Raw genomic sequence first — 17,751 nt, 5'->3', positions numbered from 1 at the left:
CATCACGTTGCATGGAGCAGGGATACCGGCATGAATACTTTCATAACTGTATGAAATTGAATGATAAATGTGTGCGCATCAAGTGACATTCCCGTTTTGGACGCGTTGAGCGGTGTGTTGAATCTGGTGTAGCGTGCGCGATTACGAGAGATTGTTTATCCATGTCAAAGAATTATGCGGCTGTATCCCGTTCGATCGTCGATGCCATCGGTGGTGCTGATAACATCGCTGCCGTGACGCACTGTATGACCCGTCTGCGCTTTGTGCTGAAAGATAATGATGCCGCGAATGTGGCCGAATTGAAGGCCATAAGCGGCGTGTTGGGTGTCGTGAAAAATGATAACCAGTGTCAGGTCATCATCGGCAACACCGTTTCTCAGGCCTACGCCGAAGTGGTGAAACTGCTGCCGGAAGGCGCGGAGGCTGAAAAAGCCGTACCAGTGAACAATAAAATTACGCTGCGACGCATCGGCGCAGGGATTCTGGATGCGCTGATTGGCACGATGTCACCGCTCATTCCGGCAATTATCGGCGGCTCGATGGTGAAATTGCTTGCCATGATCCTCGATATGACCGGGCTGTTTGAGAAGGGTGCATCGACGATAACGATTCTGAACGTGATTGGCGACGGCGCGTTCTTCTTCCTGCCGATCATGGTGGCGGCGTCTGCTGCGGTAAAATTCAAAACCAATATGTCGTTGGCGATTGCTATCGCTGGGGTGCTGGTGCATCCGACGTTTATCGATCTGATGGCAAAAGCGGCGCAGGGCCAGCAGGTGGTGTTCATGGGGCTAACCGTCACGGCGGTGAAGTATACCTACACCGTGATTCCGGCGCTGTGTATGACCTGGATTCTGTCTTACATTGAAAAATGGGTAGACCGCATTACGCCAGCGGTGACCAAAAACTTCCTGAAGCCGATGTTAATCGTGCTGATTGCTTCCCCGATTGCCATCATGCTGATCGGCCCGATTGGGATCTGGATCGGTAGCGGCATTTCTGCGGTGGTGTACACCGTGCATGATTATCTGGGCTGGCTGTCCGTTGCCATCATGGGCGCGATCTGGCCGCTGCTGGTGATGACCGGTATGCACCGTGTGTTTACTCCGACTATCATTCAAACCATCGCCGAGACGGGCAAAGAAGGCATGGTGATGCCGTCTGAAATCGGTGCAAACCTGTCGCTGGGTGGCTCTTCACTGGCGGTCGCCTGGCGTACCAAAAACCCGGAACTGCGCCAGACGGCGCTGGCTGCGGCGGCCTCGGCCATTGTTGCTGGGATCTCGGAACCTGCGCTGTACGGTGTGGCTTTGCGTTTGAAGCGTCCGCTGATCGCCTGTTTAATCACCGGTTTTATCTGTGGTGCCGTTGCCGGCATCGGTGGTCTGGCAAGCCATTCAATGGCCTCGCCGGGGCTGTTTACCAGCGTGCAGTTCTTCGATCCGACCAATCCGATGAGCATTGCCTGGGTATTCGGCGTCATGATTCTGTCCGTCGTGATTTCCTTCTTCGTCACCTTGCTGCTGGGCTTTGAAGACATCCCGGTAGAAGAACAACCGGAAGAGAAACGTGTACAGGGCGACAAGGTTTCCGCGCCGCAGCACGCAGCGAACACGAATTAAATTAAGCACTAATGAGTACGAAGGAGAATAGCGTATGTCTGCATCAACATTTCCCAATGGGTTCTTATGGGGGGGCGCGATTGCGGCCAATCAGGCAGAAGGTGCGTACCTCGAAGGCGGTAAAGGGCTGACGACGGTGGATATGATTCCCCACGGCGTGAATCGTCTGCCGGTGAAACTGGGGCAAGAACCGCGCTTTGCGCTGCGTGAGGATGAGTTTTATCCCAGCCATCAGGCGATCGATTTCTACCATCGCTATAAGGAAGATATCGCGCTGATGGCAGAAATGGGGTTCACGGTGTTCCGTACCTCTATCGCCTGGAGCCGACTTTACCCAAACGGGGATGAGCTGACGCCCAACGCGGACGGCATCGCCTTTTATCGTGATGTGTTTACCGAGTGCAGGAAGTACAACATTGAGCCGCTGGTGACGCTGTGCCATTTCGATGTGCCGATGCATTTGGTCACCGAGTACGGCTCATGGCGTAACCGAAAAATGGTGGAGTTCTTCGCTCGCTATGCCCGAACCTGTTTTGAAGCCTTTGACGGGCTGGTGAAATACTGGCTGACGTTCAATGAAATCAATATCTTGCTGCATAGTCCGTTTTCTGGCGCGGGACTGGTGTTTGCCGACGGGGAAAATCAGGAGCAGGTGAAATACCAGGCTGCGCACCATGAACTGGTGGCGAGCGCGCTGGCGACGAAAATTGCGCATGAGGTTAACCCGGAAAATCAGGTCGGCTGCATGCTGGCTGGCGGTAATTTCTATCCGTGGTCGTGCAAACCGGAAGATGTCTGGGCGGCGCTAAATAAAGATCGAGAGAATCTGTTCTTTATTGATGTGCAGGCACGCGGCACCTATCCGGCGTATACCGGCCGTTTGTTTAAAGAGAAGGGCATCACGATTGCGTCAGAGCCGGGCGATGATGAGATTCTCAAGAACACGGTGGATTTTGTGTCCTTCAGCTATTACGCCTCCCGCTGCGCCTCGGCGGATATGAACGAGCAGAATAGCAGCGCGGCGAACATCGTGAAATCGTTAAAGAACCCGCATATCAAGGCAAGTGAATGGGGCTGGGGAATCGATCCGCTGGGCCTGCGCATCACTATGAACATGATGTATGACCGCTACCAGAAGCCGCTGTTTTTGGTAGAAAACGGGCTGGGTGCGAAGGATGAGATTAACGCACAGGGCGAGATTGATGATGACTATCGCATCAGCTACCTGCGCGAACACATCAGCGCGATGGCGGATGCGATTGGTGACGGTATTCCCGTCATTGGCTATACCTCATGGGGCTGCATCGATCTGGTCGCTGCTTCTACCGGTGAAATGAGCAAACGCTATGGTTTCATCTACGTCGATCGCGACGACCGAGGCGAAGGGACGTTAGCCAGAAAGAAAAAGAAATCGTTCTACTGGTATAAGAAAGTCATCGCCAGCAACGGATCTGACCTGAGCTAAAAGCAATAAGGTTGCTTAGCGATTCCTGCGATAGCCCCCTGACGGAAACGTTTGGGGGCTATTTTTTTCCAAAAATGCGAAGCACGTGAATTGTGGTTGCTTACTTCTTCATGCATAATCGAGCGAGTAAATCACGCATAATAATGCACTATCGAGCGATAGTGAGCATCGCAGCTTATCATAGTCAATGCCCAACGATGTCATCATGCCAACGCGATAGGAAGGTAAAACACCATGAGTCAGTCGCTTCCCGATATTGCCTTTTTTCATGAACTCGCCACGCTGGCCAGTCAGGAAACGTTACCGCGTTTTCGTGCCCTTACCGCAAACCAAATTGAGACGAAGCCAAAAGAGGGCTTTCGCTTTGATCCGGTCACGGAAGCTGACCGAGAGGCTGAGCGGGTCATCCGTGAGCACATCACGCACTATTACCCCGAACACGCGATTATGGGCGAAGAATTTGGCCTGAGCGGGGAAGGTCCGGTGCGTTGGGTCTTGGATCCGGTTGATGGAACCCGGCCTTTCTTATGTGGTTTACCCGTGTGGGGAACGCTCATCGGCCTGCTGCACCATGAACGTGCCGTGATGGGGATGATGAGCCAGCCGTTCACCGGAGAGCGTTTCTGGTCCGATGGTTCACAGGCCTGGCGTAGCGATCGGCAGGGAGAAAAGCGCTTAAGTACGCGCAAAGGCGTGTCACTCGAACAGGCGATTCTTCACACCACTGCCCCGGAACCGCTGGCTATGCACCCCGCGGTTCGTTTCGCAGATCTAGCAGAAAGCACGCTCATGACGCGCTACGGCGGCGAGTGTTACGCGATGGCAATGCTGGCAGCAGGCCAGATTGACATCTGCGTGGAATTTGCATTGCAGCCCTACGACATTGTTGCGCTGATCCCGATTATTGAGCAGGCGGGCGGCATCATTACCGATCTCAAAGGACAACGAGCGGAATCGGGCGGCACGGTAGTCGCGACCGGTAACCCCGCGCTACACCAACAGGTGTTAGCCCTTCTGAACGGAACACGGTCTGTATAACCCTCTGACGATGTGAAAGACAATGGCTGAGAAGGAATCATGATGAAAGTGGCACACGTGGCGTTATGGACGGCCGATCTGGCCGCGCAGGCAGCATTTTGGCAGGAATTCTTCTCCGCTCAAGTGGGAGAAAAGTATGTGAGCCGGAATCGCCCCGGTTTTGAATCGCATTTCGTTCAACTTAGCGAGGGGGCTTCCATTGAGCTGATGACGTTGCCAGTGCTGGCAGAAGCCTTAACTAATAAAGAAGGCTGCGGCTGGGCGCACGTCGCGATTTCGGTCGGGAGCAAAGCGGATGTGGAAGCGTTAGCCAGCAAAGCGGCAGAACGCGGCATTCTGGTTGCCCAGCCTCGAATGACGGGGGACGGATTTTATGAAGCGATCGTCAGCGACCCTGATGGTAATCTGATTGAGATAGCGTCAGACTGATTCGGGAACCACTTTGTATGCTGCACAAACTGCCCTCATTCGATCGACAACATAGCGCGATGTTGATTTGTGCCGGTGAAATTCTGTTCGGCCCTCTTTATTTTTCGCTATCTATCGACGGAAAAGAACTGGAAGGGCGCGTTTTTGGCAAGGACATGCTGTGGTCGCCGGATTCGCGTTATCTGGCAGTGCAAGAGTAGCTCTCTACGGCGGAACGCGACGGCCCGCAAACGGCTTTACTCTGTATTGATGTGCTCGAAGAACGGCAATGTCAGGTTTCTCATGCTGCGGGGGGATTTATCGTCCCCGTACGTTTCGAGGACGATAAGTTGGTCTATGAGAAACAGTATTTTGGTGCAGAAAAAAACGGTATCACGGAATACGAGATCCCGTTTACCACACTTCCGCGCTGGGGTGCGCTGCGCCTGCGTTAAGTAATCAATCTTCCCAATGGAACAGCGCATCGAACTGTGTGAAGCCGCGATCTGTGAGCACTGTCGGCACGCGAGTACCGGTGGGTAGCAATGATGTCAATTGCTCCTTATAAGCGCGCACAAGCCCGCACTTCTCTAGTTCTGATTGAACCTGCTGGCTCAATTCAATAACGGCTGGCGTTTCCAGCCTATCGATCATCTCCATGTCTGGAAGTGCTTGAGAATCGCCCTGAGCGTGCCAGTGTTTCTCACTCTCCATAAAAACGAAATAGGGCGACAGTCGGCTTAATAAAACGGTCAATCCGGTGTGCTCTTCACCATAGTGAACTGGGCGTTTGGCATTAAAATCCGGCGTGTTCTTATAAAACCAGGCGTCGACAAAAGAGGCATAGCCAGAGCCGTAGTGATTCCATTCTATCCTCGATTTGGTGTGGGTCACGCGCATGACCTGTGCGCAAACCCCTTTAAAATGCTTTTCGATCGCCTGTTCATCATTACTTACCCAGGGGTATTCATCCGAAATACACTGTGCCACGGGCTGTAAAAGACACGTGACATCGTGCGGAGAAAGCAATGGCAAGACGGCTTGATGACTTTTACTTGCTGAATCACGTGCCATTTTTCGCTCCTTAAGTAATGGCTTAGCTTTCACAACAAACCGTATAAATTTCTTTCTACGGCAAACGCTTGCTGCGCCTATCTTAACATTCTAATTGAGTAACTCGTTTGCCCAGTCGGAGAAAGCTGAAAGGAAACGCTGGTGCGATGCGGGTTGTGTGCTGTCTGCAAGGTGTCTGCCAGGGTAACCCCATCGACTTTAATATTATTAGACAAGACCAAGCCCTCAATGATTTTTCATGCATGAATTGTTATGTTATAGCATATTATGTGGTGCATAGGGAGCTTATCGCGACGAAGGTTTAAAAGCGAAACATTCGTGGTGATGAATCATTCCAAAGCAGAAAAGTAAAAATGCAAATCATTAGAGAGTGTGAAATATGGCTGACGTTGTAGCTCGACAGAAAGCAGATGCAAGATTACCTGTGACCGTACTATCCGGCTTTCTCGGCGCGGGAAAGACCACGTTACTTAACCATATTCTGAATAATCGCGCTGGCCGACGCGTCGCGGTGATCGTCAACGACATGTCAGAAGTGAATATTGATGCTGCACTGGTGAGGGAGGGCGGCGCTGAGCTTTCACGGACGGACAAAAAATTGGTGGAGATGAGTAACGGCTGTATCTGTTGCACGCTGCGTGAAGATCTCCTGATCGAGGTTAATCGGCTGGCGAAAGAAGGGCGTTTTGATCAGTTGGTCATTGAATCAACCGGTATCGCGGAACCGCTTCCGGTCGCGGAGACATTCACGTTTGCGGGTGACGATGGAGAAAGCCTTTCTGAAGTGGCTCGGCTGGATACGATGGTGACCGTTGTCGACGGATATAATTTCTTAAAAGATTATACGTCGGTGGACAGTATCCATTCACGCGGAGAATCGTTAGGAGAGGGTGACGAGCGCAGCGTGGTGGATTTGCTGATCGACCAGATCGAATTCTGCGATGTCATTATCCTCAATAAGACCGACCTTATTGATGAAGCGCAACAGCAGAAGTTGGTTGCGATTATTCGTTCACTGAATCCGGAAGCAAAAATACTTCACGCACAATTTGGCACTGTGCCGTTGAATGAGGTTCTCGACACGGGATTGTTTGATTTCGACAAAGCGGCGCAGGCTCCCGGCTGGTTGAAAGAGCTACGCGGCGAGCATACGCCTGAAACGGAGGAATATGGCATCGCCAGTTTTGTTTTCCGCGCGCGTCGGCCGTTTCATCCTGCCCGCTTCGCGCAGGTCATGGAAAATTCGCTCGCCGGGGTTGTCAGGTCCAAAGGCTATTTTTGGTTGGCAAGCCGTCCGGAATATGCCGGATCGTGGTCTCAGGCAGGCGGCGTGGCGCGTCAGGGTCTGGCTGGTTCATAGTGGGTCAGCGCGCCAAAAGAAAGGTGGCCGACAGATAGTGAATCGCTAGATTACATTCGTTCCATATGGGTGGATGGCGTAGGTGATGCGCGGCAGGAACTGGTGTTTATCGGTGAATACGCGCTGCGAACCCGTTTGGAGGCTGCACTGCTGACGGACAAAGAAATGGCAGAAGGTCTGGCGATGTGGCTAGATTATCCGGATCCGATAGAGGCTTGGTTTGCGTCATAACGTGTGGGGAATCTAGAAAAGGCCTGATTGCTCAGGCTGCGGGGGGATTTATCGTCCCCGAACGTTTCGAGGACGATAAACCGATCTATGAAAAACCGTATGTTGATGCAGGAAGAAACGGTCTCACAGAGTACGAGATCCCGTTTACCGCGCTTCTACGTTGAAGTGCGCGACGGCGGCGTTAGCTTTCATAGCGAACATCATGCGCTTCTGTCGGCGAAGGAAGTTCCCATTTCGTCAGCATGCCTTGCAGCGTTTTATTGCTCAATGTGGTGTCCCGTTTCCCGTTGCGGCGCAGTAATTCCTGACGCGGGCGCTCCAGATAGACGATCTCCACTTCTGCACCGTAGGCGTAGCACAGATCCAACGTGCGGGTGCGCATTTGCTGGCTGAGATGCGTGGCATTCCACACGAACGGTTCGTGCGTTCGCAGCAGTGAACGCGCTTTATCGGTCGCCCAGTGTACCGCTTTCCCTTCATTTTCACCGTGTTTCAGCCCCAACTCTGTTCGCGCATCGTCGAAAGAAACCACGGGTAAATGGGGCCGATGTGTTCGTACCCAAGTGTCTTTTCCCGAAGCAGGTAAACCGCACATCACGGTGACCTTTGAACCCGGTTCCTGAAACAGTGGGTAGTCTGGATGAACATCGGTTCCGCGAAAATAACTCAGGCGCGTATGAGCATCGACAAACGATCTCGGCTGACCGTAACAGCCTTCCTCCCGCGCCAGCTCGCGAAACAGCTCAATACTGTCGAGCACGCGCGCTTGATCCTGACAGATGCGCCCACGCATATCGGCTTCCGCCAGCGCTGCCAGCAACGGAATGCTTAACTGCCATGACAGTTCGCGAATCGTAAAGATTGGCGACACCCGACGGCGTTCATCCTCAAGGCAATAAAACGGCACCTGATGCACCGAAATTAATCGGCAAATCGCTTCCCGAATCGCAAACGGAGCGCCAGCATCCCACAGTAGCACCCGTGCGTCGATAGCGCCTTTGCGTGAATGTCCCGGTTGACCAATCTGACCCGTTACCGGGTCAATTACCGTCGTGCGGTACTTTGCAACGTCATGCAGCAACGCAGCAAAAAACAAGATTTCCTGTTGCTCACGCGTAGCGTTCTGGTAATCGGGAAGCTGCAATAGCGACTCGACAACCATGATGGTGTGTGTCCAGACATCGCCTTCGCCGTGGTAGCGCGGCTCCTGCGGCGTCTCTTTGGCGCGTTGAAGCACCGGGAACGCATCCAGACAATCAGCAAAATCTGGCTGTGTGCCAGAGGCAGGGACCAATCCCCTGATGTTATTCCAATCCATGATAATCATACTCCTTACTTATCGGGCATGGCGGCGGCGAGCGCGTCCAAAGAACGCAGCGTATTCAGCCCCAGCATTTCCCAGGATACTTGTGGACAAGGCGCGTACAGATCAACGCCTTCAGCCAGTTGGTTCGGCAAAATTGGGCGTCGGGAATGATGCGATCCGCTGTCCAAAATGGTCTGGATGAAGTCATGACGTACCAGCTTGTAGCGTGCCAGTACCTGTTCATCATCTTCAACCTTCAGATACAGGCCTTCCGAACGATCCGATTTATCGGTTTGTTGCCAGCACAACGCGAGCGGTAAACCTTCACGCTGTACGGTGGATTCAAACGCTGTCTTCCAGTTCTGGCTTTTCGCCAGCGAACGGAACACCAGCTTCCACAGCCACGCCGGATTCGTTGGCATTTCCCCAGCATAGAGCACCGGAACGGACAACACGGGTGAACCGGCCAGCATCGCGTGTCGGCGCGCCGTCGATAAAAAAATGCCGTCACGACGATCGTAAAGATCAAATTCGTGAAAGTAGTGCGGCAACCGGTCATAAAACACGGAATGCTTGCTGTACGCCCATTCGCCGTACATCACGAAGCGGTCTTCCAGCAGCTCAAGAAAACGCATTTCGTGCGCGGTGGCCCAGAGCTTGAACTGATTGAACTGCCGTTCCCGCGAACCGCCAGCCAGATAGTGGCCGCGCGATTGAAGCAAAAGCTCTGCCGTTTCATTGAAGGATACGCCGCTGTTTGCGCCATCGATCTTTTCTTCGATCACGACGTAACGGCCTGCCAATGCTTTCAGTGCAATTTGATCCGACGCATCATCGCCGGGCTGTAAACGCGAACCTTCCAGATGAGGAGTACGCGGGTACTTTACTAACGGTATTGAATGTAAATACATGTTTTTCGCCTGCTGCGTTATTGGCGCAGCTAGGCTCATCAATGAAAAAAAGAGGGCCGACGAACGTGTTCTGGCGCGAGTCTATAGGCTGTCCACTGGTATTCCAGAGGTCAGAGTCGCGGGGGGAGGAAGCGGGAGGTTCGTTTTCTGCTCCGCACAATAGCGGGGAAAACAGGGGACTCGTACCGCAGCCAACGCTGGCGCAGACTGCGCCGAATCGAGGCTGCTTAATGCAGTCGTCGGCGGTTAGAGGGGGGCTGACGTAAAGGGCACTTTGGGGGCTCCACATGACACATTGGGGGGGTGAGTAAACGGCGCGATTTTAGCGAAGGAACCTTACGAAGACAAGCTTTTATATAAAATGTGGCTGTGTTATGAGTAGGGGGACTGTCATTACTGGGTGATGCCTTAGAGTGCGTTGTTTAAAACGCTAACGTTTTATCATGTAACTAAATAGCTTCGCACATTGATGCTTCACCTCTCATCGTGCGAGGCCACCTCTGGCGGGCGGTCGCAAATGTCCAAGTGTAGCGCTATTACGCGAAGCTATTTAGAATTATTTATGGTGTATATATTAAATTGTAAATGATTTAATTTTAATATCATGTTTTTTAAATATGATATTGATTTATGTTAGGTAATGAAAGAGTTTTTTTAATTTACCGATGGTTAAGGGTAAATATAGATTTCTTCATTGATTATTAATTTTATCTATACATAATAATACCAATTAAAGTTGTTGTGTATTTTATGTCAAATCAATGAGTGCGAGGGGTTTATATGAATGAGTGTTTTACAAATTTAAATTTTTTAAATGGAAAGGATATAGCGCAATCATAACTAAATGATGCATTGAACGTAAATAATTACATTTATATTGATTTATATGATGCACACTGGTCTCCAAATATCTTCATTCCAGATGAAGTACCATTTAGTGGCGGGATTATACATCTTACGAGTAAAGAAAAATACAAATCAACTCTATATGTGTATAACAAACAATACATTATATCTGAAAATGAAGAATTAGTTGTTTTAGGTAGCCCAACTAAGGAGTGGTCTGTCGTTATATCAGCACCTTAATATCTGGTAAAAATCTAATAAATAAAATATGAATCATTTTGATTTGCAAACGATAATGCTTAGCCACACTTACGCAATGCATCCTTCTGCACGAAGGTTTTTTTTATGATCTTAGAAGCGACATACGGCGTAAAGGATTTTAAGAGCAACGAGGCCTCAACGCATATAATAGGGCTTCAAATGGCTACAAAATTTGGGGTCTCCGGAGACGTGCTGCTGCTTGGCGAGAACGATACAGCGGGGTATTTTCGCTGTAACGGTTTTACGCCGGATGGGGTAAGCATCTGGGGTGGCAATTGCCTGACAATTGTGTGACTTCATTATTATGATTAGGCGTCTACCTTCTCGCCAAATTCACATAAATCCTCAATCAGGCAGGAGCCACAGCGCGGTTTACGGGCAATACAGGTGTAACGACCATGCAGGATTAACCAGTGATGGCAGTCGACTTTAAATTCTGCCGGAACGACTTTCAGCAGTTTTCCCTCTACCTGTTCGACATTTTTACCCGGTGCGAATCCTGTCCGGTTACTGACGCGAAAGATGTGAGTATCAACGGCAATCGTCGGCCAGCCAAATGCGGTATTCAGAACGACGTTTGCTGTTTTTCGACCTACGCCGGGTAAGGCTTCCAGCGCGGCGCGATCTTCAGGAACCTGCCCCTGATGCTTTTCCAGCAACAAACGGCAGGTCTTAATGACGTTTTCCGCTTTGCTGTTAAACAGGCCAATCGTCTTGATGTAGCCTTTAACGCCGTCTACACCGAGTTCAAGCAGGGCTTCCGGCGTGTTGGCGACAGGATAAAGTTTTGCAGTTGCTTTATTGACGCTGACATCGGTTGCCTGTGCGGAAAGCAGTACGGCGATCAGCAGTTCAAACGGCGTGCTGAAATGTAATTCAGTCGTCGGATGGGGATTGTTGTCGCGTAAACGCGTTAATATCTCAATCCGCTTTGCCTTGTTCACAGCGATTCCCCTACGGCACCCGTCACCGGTGCGGTTTTCCCTTCGGCAACAGCAGCACGGGCTCGGCGTTGTTTCATTTTCTCATCGATCAAATATTTCACGGCCAGCAACAGTCCCAGACCGATAAAGGCGCCCGGCGGCAGCATCGCCAGCAGGAAAGGGGAATCAAGGTGGACAACCTCAATGCGGAGAACCTTAGCCCAACTGCCCAGCAGCAAATCTGCGCCATCGAATAGCGTGCCGTTACCCAGAATTTCACGTAAAGAACCGAGTACCACCAGTGCGCTGGTTGCTCCTAACCCCATTGCCAGGCCGTCGATGGCGGAAGGGAAAACCGCACTCTTGGAGGCAAAGGCTTCTGCCCGACCGATAACGATACAGTTCGTCACGATCAGCGGGATAAAAATTCCCAGCGACTGATATAACCCGTAGGCATAGGCGTTGATCAACATTTGCACGGTACTGACCACCGAAGCGATGATCATGACGTAAATTGGAATACGGATTTCCGCGGGTACCCAGCGGCGTAACGCGGAGACAGCCATATTGGTACAGGTGAGAACCAGCGTGGTTGCCAACCCTAATCCCAGCGCGTTAGTCGCGGTTGATGACACGGCCAGCAGGGGACACAGGCCCAGCAATTGAACCAGTGCTGAGTTGTTTTTCCATAACCCTTCAACGAAAAGTGCTTTGGTTTGACTCATTGGTTCTCTCCACAGGCGGACAGCGTATTGATTTGTGATGGCAGCGTTTGCAGGTAAAGGGCGCTGCGTTTTACGCTATTAATAACGGCGCGCGGCGTAATGGTCGCGCCGGTAAATTGATCAAACATTCCGCCTTCCTTTTTCACTGCCCAGCGGGCGTCATGCTCGCCCTGTACCATTAGCCCATTAAACCGAGTGATCCAGTCAGAAATTCGCACTTCGATTTTATCACCCAGCCCCGGCGTTTCATGGTGTTCGGTCACGCGGACGCCGAGTACCTTACCGTGAAAATCGGCACCGACCAGCAGCCGAATAGCACCAGAATAGCCATCTGGTGCGGTACTTTCCAGTGCGGCGGCGACCGGTTCACCATTCTGACGGGCGATGAAAACGCGGTGCGGTGCTGACGATCCCAACGCCGGATTGGTGACAACGTAACACTCTTTCTGAATGTCACTATTGTATAACTCGGCGGGAACGACCTGATCCAACAGCATCTTTTGTTGCAGCATCGCCTGATGCGAAATTGTGGGTTCCGTTAACATGTTCACGATGGCTGTGATTGCCGTCGTGAATGCCGCAAACAGAGCCAGTGTCATCGCGTGGCGGCGCATAGTGGTAAACATTATCTGCTCCTTAGCGATGATGGCCGTAAGCGCGAGGCTTGGTGTAATAGTCGATCAGCGGTACGGTGATATTTGCCAGCAGAACAGCAAACGCGACGCCATCTGGGTAGCCACCGTAGGTACGAATCAGCCAGACCAGTAACCCAATCTGCGCCCCGAAAATCAGACGACCCTGGTTTGTGGTTGACGCGGTAACGGGATCGGTCGCAATGAAAAATGCGCCAAGCATGGTGGCCCCGGACAGCAGATGTAGCATCGGTGGCGCGAATTTCTCCGGTGCGATGATCCAGCTTAGCGCGGCGCAGAACATCAGCGACAGCAGGAAACTGACCGGAATATGCCAGCGAATGGTGCCGCGCATCATCAAAAACAGTCCGCCGATGAGAAAACCGATATTCACCCACTGCCAGCCAATACCGGACAGTGATTGGGCAAACATCGGCTGTTGCAGAATGTCCTGCGGCGTTTGTCCTGAGCGCTGGTTGGTTTTAAACGTATCCAGCGGGGTAGCTTGACTGACGCCATCAACATTGTGCATCAGTTGCTGCATGGTGTGTCCGTCAGGCGTGTGTCCGGTAAAGATGATCGCTAGCGCATCATGAAAATCGACGGAAATGGTTTGCAGCGGCACAGGTGGCAGCCAGCTTGTCATCTGGACAGGGAAAGAGATCAGCAGCACCACATAGCCAATCATCGCGGGGTTAAACGGGTTTTGCCCTAAACCGCCATACAGCTGTTTGGCGATAATGATAGCGAAGACGGTTGCCATGACCACCATCCACCAGGGCGCAAGCGGTGGCAGACTGATGCCGAGCAGGACAGCGGTCAATAGTGCGGAATTATCAGCCAGCGTGGTGCGTACGGCGAACTTTCTCAGTGACAGTGTCACGCCTTCTGCGATAAGCGCGGTGGCGGACGCCAGCCCGACCTGAATCAGGTTACCGTAGCCAAAGAAGTAATACTGCGCCAGCATACCCGGCAGACAGGCCAGAATGACCAGCAGCATGATGCGTTGCGTGCGCTGCTGGTTATGTGTGAACGGTGAACTCGCAATTCTAAAAGCCATTTATTCCTCTTGATATGACGATGCCTGCGCGGCTTTACGGGCTTTAACGCGAGCGATAGCGGCAGCCACAGCAGCCTTACGCGGATCTTCCGGCTCTTGTACTTCAACGACGGCGACAGGCTCTGCCACCGCGTCAGGGACAGCCGACGGAACAGGCTCCTCCGTGTTTGTTGCAGGCTGCTGCGCTGCTTTACGGGCTTTAACGCGCGCGATAGCGGCGGCAACGGCAGCCTTACGTGGATCTTCTGGCTCTTGTACTTCAACAACGGCAATCGGTTCTGCCACCACGTCAGGGGGAGCCGATAAAACCGGTTCTTCCGTATTTGTTACAGATTGCTGCGCGGCTTTACGGGCCTTAACGCGCGCGATAGCGGCAGCTACGGCAGCCTTACGCGGATCGTCCGGCTCTTGTGCTTCCACGACGGCGATCGGTTCTGCCACCACGTTGGAAACGGTAGGCGTCGCCGCTTCTTCCGTACTTTCCGGGCTAACCTCAGACTGCTGTGCAGCCTTACGCGCTTTAACGCGTGCAAGGGCGGCAGCCACCGCCGCTTTGCGTGGGTCATCAAGCTCGGCAGAAGGAACATTGGCCGCAGGCGTTTCCTGCTGCGCCCGTTCTTCACGTGCTAAGGCTTTGCGGGCAGCGCGCGCGGCGATGGCCGCGCTGTTATCCGGCTGTGCATCGGGGATTACCTCGATTGGCGAACCGACCTCTGTTGCGGCGGTTTGCTTACGGCGTACGCGCTCCAGTGCGGCCTGAACAGCATCTTTATCCGTGGTTGATACGCCAGCCGCCGCCTGTTTATGGCGCAACTCGCGAGCGGCTTTTTCTCGTTCCAGACGGGCTTGTTTAGCGTCAAAGCGCACTTTGGCCTGTGCAGCACGCTGTGCCTCTTCATCGATGGCCCGAATTTCAGCCTTTTCCTGACGGTAATACTGCACCAGCGGAATATTGCTAGGACAGACATAAGCGCAGGCACCGCATTCGATGCAGTCAAACAGATGGTGATTGCGGGCTTTTTCGTGTTCCTGCCCGCGGCTGAACCAGTAAAGCTGCTGCGGCAAGAGTCCCGCCGGACAGGCATCGGCACATTTGCTACAGCGAATACAGGATTGTTCTTCAGCAACTGGCTCCATTTCTGCATGTGACGGCGCGAGCAGGCAGTTGCTGATTTTGACGATAGGCACATCCAGCGACGGCAGGGTAAAGCCCATCAGCGGACCACCCATCACCACCATCGGCTGCTTATTGACGTGGAAGCCACCCTGTTTGAGCAGGTGGCGTACCGGTGTCCCTAGTCGTGCCCAGATGTTGCCGGGCTGGCGCAAGGCTTCACCGGTCAGCGTCACCACGCGTTCGGTGAGTGGTTCGCCGTCGATCACGGCACGTTTGATAGCAAAGGCCGTGCCGACGTTCTGCATCAGTACGCCAATGGCGGCGGAGTGTTTACCGAACGGGACTTCCTTGCCAGTCAGAATCTTGGTGAGCTGCTTGGCACCGCCTGACGGATACTTGGTTGGGATGACGCGCAACTGCATGTCGCTGCGTTTACCCAAGGCCAATCGCAGGGCGCTGATGGCTTCCGGTTTGTTATCTTCGATCCCAATCAGAATGCGTTTTGGCTGCAACAGGAATGACAAAATCTCGACGCCCTGAATAATCTCCTCGGCGCACTCCTGCATGAGTCGATCGTCGGCGGTGATATAGGGTTCACACTCTGCGCCGTTGATAATCAGGGTTTCAATCCCGCGCATCCCGCCTTGTAACTTGGCCGCGGTAGGGAAACCGGCGCCGCCCAATCCCGCAATGCCAGCCTGATGCAGATGGGCAAGCAGGGTATCGATGCTCTGTGCACGGTAATCCGTAAAGGTTTGGCGCTCGCACCAGCGATCGTCGCCATCCGGTACGATGATGATACTTAGTTCGGACAGACCAGACGGATGTGCCGTCGTGTGCTGGCGAATCGCGTTCACGGTTCCCGATGTCGGTGCGTGAACAGGCAAGGTGCGGCCTTTTCCCCGCGTTAACGGCTGACCGCGCAGGACTTTATCGCCGACGCTGACGCAGATCTCGCCTTCCGGCCCAAGATGCTGCTTGAGGGGAATAATGAATTGTTCTGGCAGCGGGATCTGGCGCAGTGGTATCTGGCTGGACTGCGTCTTCATTTCCGGCGGATGAATGCCTCCGTCGAAATCCCAGATCCTGTCTTTTTTAAAGGCGGAAAACAGCTTAAGCATGTCGTTCTACTTGAATAACGCGTACTGGAATCGTATCGAGATCCCATTTCCAGTTAGCGGGAGTCGGCGCGATAGGACGTAATTCGATACAGTCCGTCGGGCAAGGGGAGACGCAGAGATCGCAGCCGGTGCACAAATCGCTGACGACGGTGTGTACCGCTTTGGTACTGCCGATGATGGCATCAACCGGACACGCTTGAATACACTTGGTGCAGCCGATGCAGTTGCTTTCATCGATCCAGGCAACATGGCGTGCGGGAGCTTGAATGTCGGCATCACCTTCCAGCGGCTGCGGATCGACGTTGAGTTTTTGAGCCAGCTTCAGCATCATCGCTTCGCCGCCGGGGCCGCATTTATTAATACTTTCGCCATTCAGCGCGACCGCTTCGGCGTAGGGCCGACAGCCAGGGTAACCGCACTGGCCGCACTGGCTTTGTGGCAGCATGGCTTCCACTTCTTCCACGATCGGATCGTTTTCGACTTCAAACCGGCGGGAGGCGTAGCCGAGCACCAGACCGAATGCCAGCGCGAGAGCGCTTAATGCCGCAATGGCAATCCAGATAGCGATCATCAGAATTTCACCAGTCCGGTAAAGCCCATGAACGCCAGCGACATGAGGCCCGCGGTGATCAGCGCGATAGACGATCCTCGGAAGGGCGCGGGAATATCCGACACGGCGAGACGTTCCCGAATGGCGGCAAAGAGCACCATTACCAGCGAGAAGCCCGCGGCACCGCCAAAACCATAAATCGTCGATTGTAGAAAACCGTGTGACAGATTGATGTTGAGTAAGACAACACCAAGTACCGCACAGTTGGTCGTAATCAGCGGCAGGAAAATCCCCAGCAGGCGATATAGCTCAGGGCTGACTTTGCGCACGAACATCTCGGAGAACTGCACCACCACGGCGAGCACCAGAATAAAAGCCATGGTGCGTAAATAGAGAATATCGAGCGGAACCAGAATAAATTCGTTGATCAGCCAAGAGAACATGGAGCCCAACGTCATAACAAACGTGGTCGCCATTCCCATGCCAATCGCCGTCTCCAGTTTTTTAGACACGCCCATAAAAGGGCACAGCCCAAGAAACTTCACTAAGACGAAATTATTTACCAGAAGGATGCTAACAAAGAGCAATGCGTATTCGGTCATTACGGTGCCTAGAAAACAAAACCGGACTATTATCAGGCATTATTGGGTTTTCGACAACATACCTAAAGTAGGGTTATCACCGTCCCCTTCAAGAGGGAGAGGGTTGGATTCTCTTAATTAAGGGCAACGCCGAGCGACCAGGCAGCAGCACGTGGTGCATTTTGAGCAATAGTCAAAAAGGGGATTGTTGCATAATTATTCTTTTTGTCGTAGGTACTTTATTGCTAATAACTACAGAACATGACGCCAGATGGATTTCGGCACGCAGCCCAGATCAAACAGACGTCCGCCAGATACCAATTCAGCACGCCGATGGTCAGCAGCTCGATACATGTTGATGATTTCCTGACTGTCTGTCAGAGAGTAGTTGAGGTGATCGAAAAGTTTTTCCAAACTTTCTGTTGAGCTGACTTTCCTGAATTTGAGCAAATAGTCATGAGCGGTCATGGTGATTAATCTAATAGTTATGTGATTGAGATGACTAAGTATATTCAAGCGA

At 52.5% G+C, this 17,751-nt stretch carries 17 protein-coding genes and 1 pseudogene; 7 read left to right on the top strand and 11 right to left on the bottom strand.

Annotation, left to right across the window (positions count from 1 at the left end):
- Window positions 1-161: 161 nt before the first annotated feature.
- The 6 genes from ascF to K7X24_RS02575 all read left to right on the top strand — a co-directional run bounded on the left by ascF (window position 162) and on the right by K7X24_RS02575 (window position 4,988).
- The gene (gene ascF / locus K7X24_RS02600) at window positions 162-1,622 is read left to right on the top strand and encodes a PTS cellobiose/arbutin/salicin transporter subunit IIBC (protein ID WP_039473241.1); all 1,461 of its coding nucleotides are present in this window, start codon (window positions 162-164) and stop codon (window positions 1,620-1,622) included.
- A 34-nt stretch (window positions 1,623-1,656) separates the two neighbouring features.
- Window positions 1,657-3,087, top strand: a complete 1,431-nt coding sequence (locus tag K7X24_RS02595) for a 6-phospho-beta-glucosidase (RefSeq protein WP_224552745.1) — start codon at window positions 1,657-1,659, stop codon at window positions 3,085-3,087.
- Window positions 3,088-3,321: 234 nt separating this feature from the next.
- Window positions 3,322-4,125: a histidinol-phosphatase gene (gene hisN, locus K7X24_RS02590; protein ID WP_224552743.1), complete on the top strand. Its 804-nt coding sequence runs from the start codon at window positions 3,322-3,324 to the stop codon at window positions 4,123-4,125.
- Window positions 4,126-4,167: 42 nt separating this feature from the next.
- Window positions 4,168-4,554, top strand: a complete 387-nt coding sequence (locus K7X24_RS02585; protein WP_224552740.1) for a VOC family protein — start codon at window positions 4,168-4,170, stop codon at window positions 4,552-4,554.
- Between the two features lie 17 nt (window positions 4,555-4,571).
- Window positions 4,572-4,754 carry a hypothetical protein gene (locus tag K7X24_RS02580; protein ID WP_224552738.1) on the top strand — a complete coding sequence of 61 codons (183 nt, stop codon included), beginning with the start codon at window positions 4,572-4,574 and terminating at the stop codon, window positions 4,752-4,754.
- Between the two features lie 51 nt (window positions 4,755-4,805).
- A complete protein-coding gene (locus K7X24_RS02575; protein ID WP_224552736.1) occupies window positions 4,806-4,988 on the top strand; it encodes a DUF2460 domain-containing protein in 183 nt (60 codons plus the stop codon).
- 4 nt (window positions 4,989-4,992) lie between these two features.
- Here K7X24_RS02575 and K7X24_RS02570 read toward each other — a convergent pair whose 3' ends face one another.
- Window positions 4,993-5,607 (bottom strand): hypothetical protein, encoded by a 615-nt coding sequence (locus tag K7X24_RS02570; protein WP_224552734.1) that lies wholly within the window; start codon window positions 5,605-5,607, stop codon window positions 4,993-4,995.
- Between the two features lie 379 nt (window positions 5,608-5,986).
- On the opposite strand from K7X24_RS02570, the pseudogene zigA reads away from it, so the two are divergent.
- A pseudogene (zigA, locus tag K7X24_RS02565) lies at window positions 5,987-7,198 on the top strand (zinc metallochaperone GTPase ZigA).
- Between the two features lie 181 nt (window positions 7,199-7,379).
- Here zigA and K7X24_RS02560 read toward each other — a convergent pair.
- The 10 genes from K7X24_RS02560 to ydgT form a co-directional block, all read right to left on the bottom strand.
- On the bottom strand, window positions 7,380-8,525 hold the full coding sequence (locus K7X24_RS02560) for an AAA family ATPase (RefSeq protein ID WP_318013118.1): 1,146 nt from the start codon (window positions 8,523-8,525) through the stop codon (window positions 7,380-7,382).
- A gap of 5 nt (window positions 8,526-8,530) precedes the next feature.
- The gene (locus tag K7X24_RS02555) at window positions 8,531-9,415 is read right to left on the bottom strand and encodes an RNA ligase family protein (RefSeq protein WP_224552729.1); all 885 of its coding nucleotides are present in this window, start codon (window positions 9,413-9,415) and stop codon (window positions 8,531-8,533) included.
- A 1,415-nt stretch (window positions 9,416-10,830) separates the two neighbouring features.
- Entirely contained in the window at window positions 10,831-11,466 is a 636-nt protein-coding gene (nth, locus tag K7X24_RS02550) for an endonuclease III (RefSeq protein ID WP_224552727.1), read from the bottom strand.
- A complete protein-coding gene (locus K7X24_RS02545) occupies window positions 11,463-12,170 on the bottom strand; it encodes an electron transport complex subunit E (RefSeq protein ID WP_224552725.1) in 708 nt (235 codons plus the stop codon). Before K7X24_RS02545 ends, nth begins: the two co-directional genes overlap by 4 nt.
- Window positions 12,167-12,796, bottom strand: coding sequence for an electron transport complex subunit RsxG (gene rsxG, locus K7X24_RS02540; protein WP_039531578.1), 630 nt, complete (start codon window positions 12,794-12,796; stop codon window positions 12,167-12,169). Before rsxG ends, K7X24_RS02545 begins: the two co-directional genes overlap by 4 nt.
- A 10-nt stretch (window positions 12,797-12,806) precedes the next feature.
- Entirely contained in the window at window positions 12,807-13,862 is a 1,056-nt protein-coding gene (gene rsxD / locus K7X24_RS02535) for an electron transport complex subunit RsxD (protein ID WP_224552723.1), read from the bottom strand.
- Window positions 13,863-16,100 (bottom strand): electron transport complex subunit RsxC, encoded by a 2,238-nt coding sequence (gene rsxC, locus K7X24_RS02530; RefSeq protein ID WP_224552721.1) that lies wholly within the window; start codon window positions 16,098-16,100, stop codon window positions 13,863-13,865.
- Window positions 16,093-16,671 carry an electron transport complex subunit RsxB gene (rsxB, locus tag K7X24_RS02525; RefSeq protein ID WP_224552719.1) on the bottom strand — a complete coding sequence of 193 codons (579 nt, stop codon included), beginning with the start codon at window positions 16,669-16,671 and terminating at the stop codon, window positions 16,093-16,095. Before rsxB ends, rsxC begins: the two co-directional genes overlap by 8 nt.
- Window positions 16,671-17,252, bottom strand: a complete 582-nt coding sequence (gene rsxA, locus K7X24_RS02520; RefSeq protein WP_011093834.1) for an electron transport complex subunit RsxA — start codon at window positions 17,250-17,252, stop codon at window positions 16,671-16,673. Before rsxA ends, rsxB begins: the two co-directional genes overlap by 1 nt.
- Window positions 17,253-17,483: 231 nt before the next feature.
- The gene (gene ydgT, locus K7X24_RS02515) at window positions 17,484-17,699 is read right to left on the bottom strand and encodes a transcription modulator YdgT (RefSeq protein ID WP_224552717.1); all 216 of its coding nucleotides are present in this window, start codon (window positions 17,697-17,699) and stop codon (window positions 17,484-17,486) included.
- Between the last annotated feature and the right edge of the window lie 52 nt (window positions 17,700-17,751).

This window comes from Pectobacterium versatile (genome assembly GCF_020166435.1).
GTDB classification, from domain to species: domain Bacteria; phylum Pseudomonadota; class Gammaproteobacteria; order Enterobacterales; family Enterobacteriaceae; genus Pectobacterium; species Pectobacterium versatile.
Note: the sequence above shows the minus strand (reverse complement) of the source record. Positions and strands in the feature narration are given on the sequence as shown.

Coding starts and splice junctions, on each gene's coding strand:
- hisN (WP_224552743.1), top strand. CDS start 3,322: ATGAGTCAGTCGCTTCCCGATATTGCCTTTTTTCATGAACTCGCCACG.
- K7X24_RS02560 (WP_318013118.1), bottom strand. CDS start 8,525: ATGATTATCATGGATTGGAATAACATCAGGGGATTGGTCCCTGCCTCT.
- K7X24_RS02570 (WP_224552734.1), bottom strand. CDS start 5,607: ATGGCACGTGATTCAGCAAGTAAAAGTCATCAAGCCGTCTTGCCATTG.
- rsxA (WP_011093834.1), bottom strand. CDS start 17,252: ATGACCGAATACGCATTGCTCTTTGTTAGCATCCTTCTGGTAAATAAT.
- rsxB (WP_224552719.1), bottom strand. CDS start 16,671: ATGATCGCTATCTGGATTGCCATTGCGGCATTAAGCGCTCTCGCGCTG.
- K7X24_RS02595 (WP_224552745.1), top strand. CDS start 1,657: ATGTCTGCATCAACATTTCCCAATGGGTTCTTATGGGGGGGCGCGATT.
- K7X24_RS02555 (WP_224552729.1), bottom strand. CDS start 9,415: ATGTATTTACATTCAATACCGTTAGTAAAGTACCCGCGTACTCCTCAT.
- rsxG (WP_039531578.1), bottom strand. CDS start 12,796: ATGTTTACCACTATGCGCCGCCACGCGATGACACTGGCTCTGTTTGCG.
- K7X24_RS02585 (WP_224552740.1), top strand. CDS start 4,168: ATGAAAGTGGCACACGTGGCGTTATGGACGGCCGATCTGGCCGCGCAG.
- rsxC (WP_224552721.1), bottom strand. CDS start 16,100: ATGCTTAAGCTGTTTTCCGCCTTTAAAAAAGACAGGATCTGGGATTTC.
- ascF (WP_039473241.1), top strand. CDS start 162: ATGTCAAAGAATTATGCGGCTGTATCCCGTTCGATCGTCGATGCCATC.
- rsxD (WP_224552723.1), bottom strand. CDS start 13,862: ATGGCTTTTAGAATTGCGAGTTCACCGTTCACACATAACCAGCAGCGC.
- ydgT (WP_224552717.1), bottom strand. CDS start 17,699: ATGACCGCTCATGACTATTTGCTCAAATTCAGGAAAGTCAGCTCAACA.
- K7X24_RS02545 (WP_224552725.1), bottom strand. CDS start 12,170: ATGAGTCAAACCAAAGCACTTTTCGTTGAAGGGTTATGGAAAAACAAC.
- K7X24_RS02580 (WP_224552738.1), top strand. CDS start 4,572: ATGCTGCACAAACTGCCCTCATTCGATCGACAACATAGCGCGATGTTG.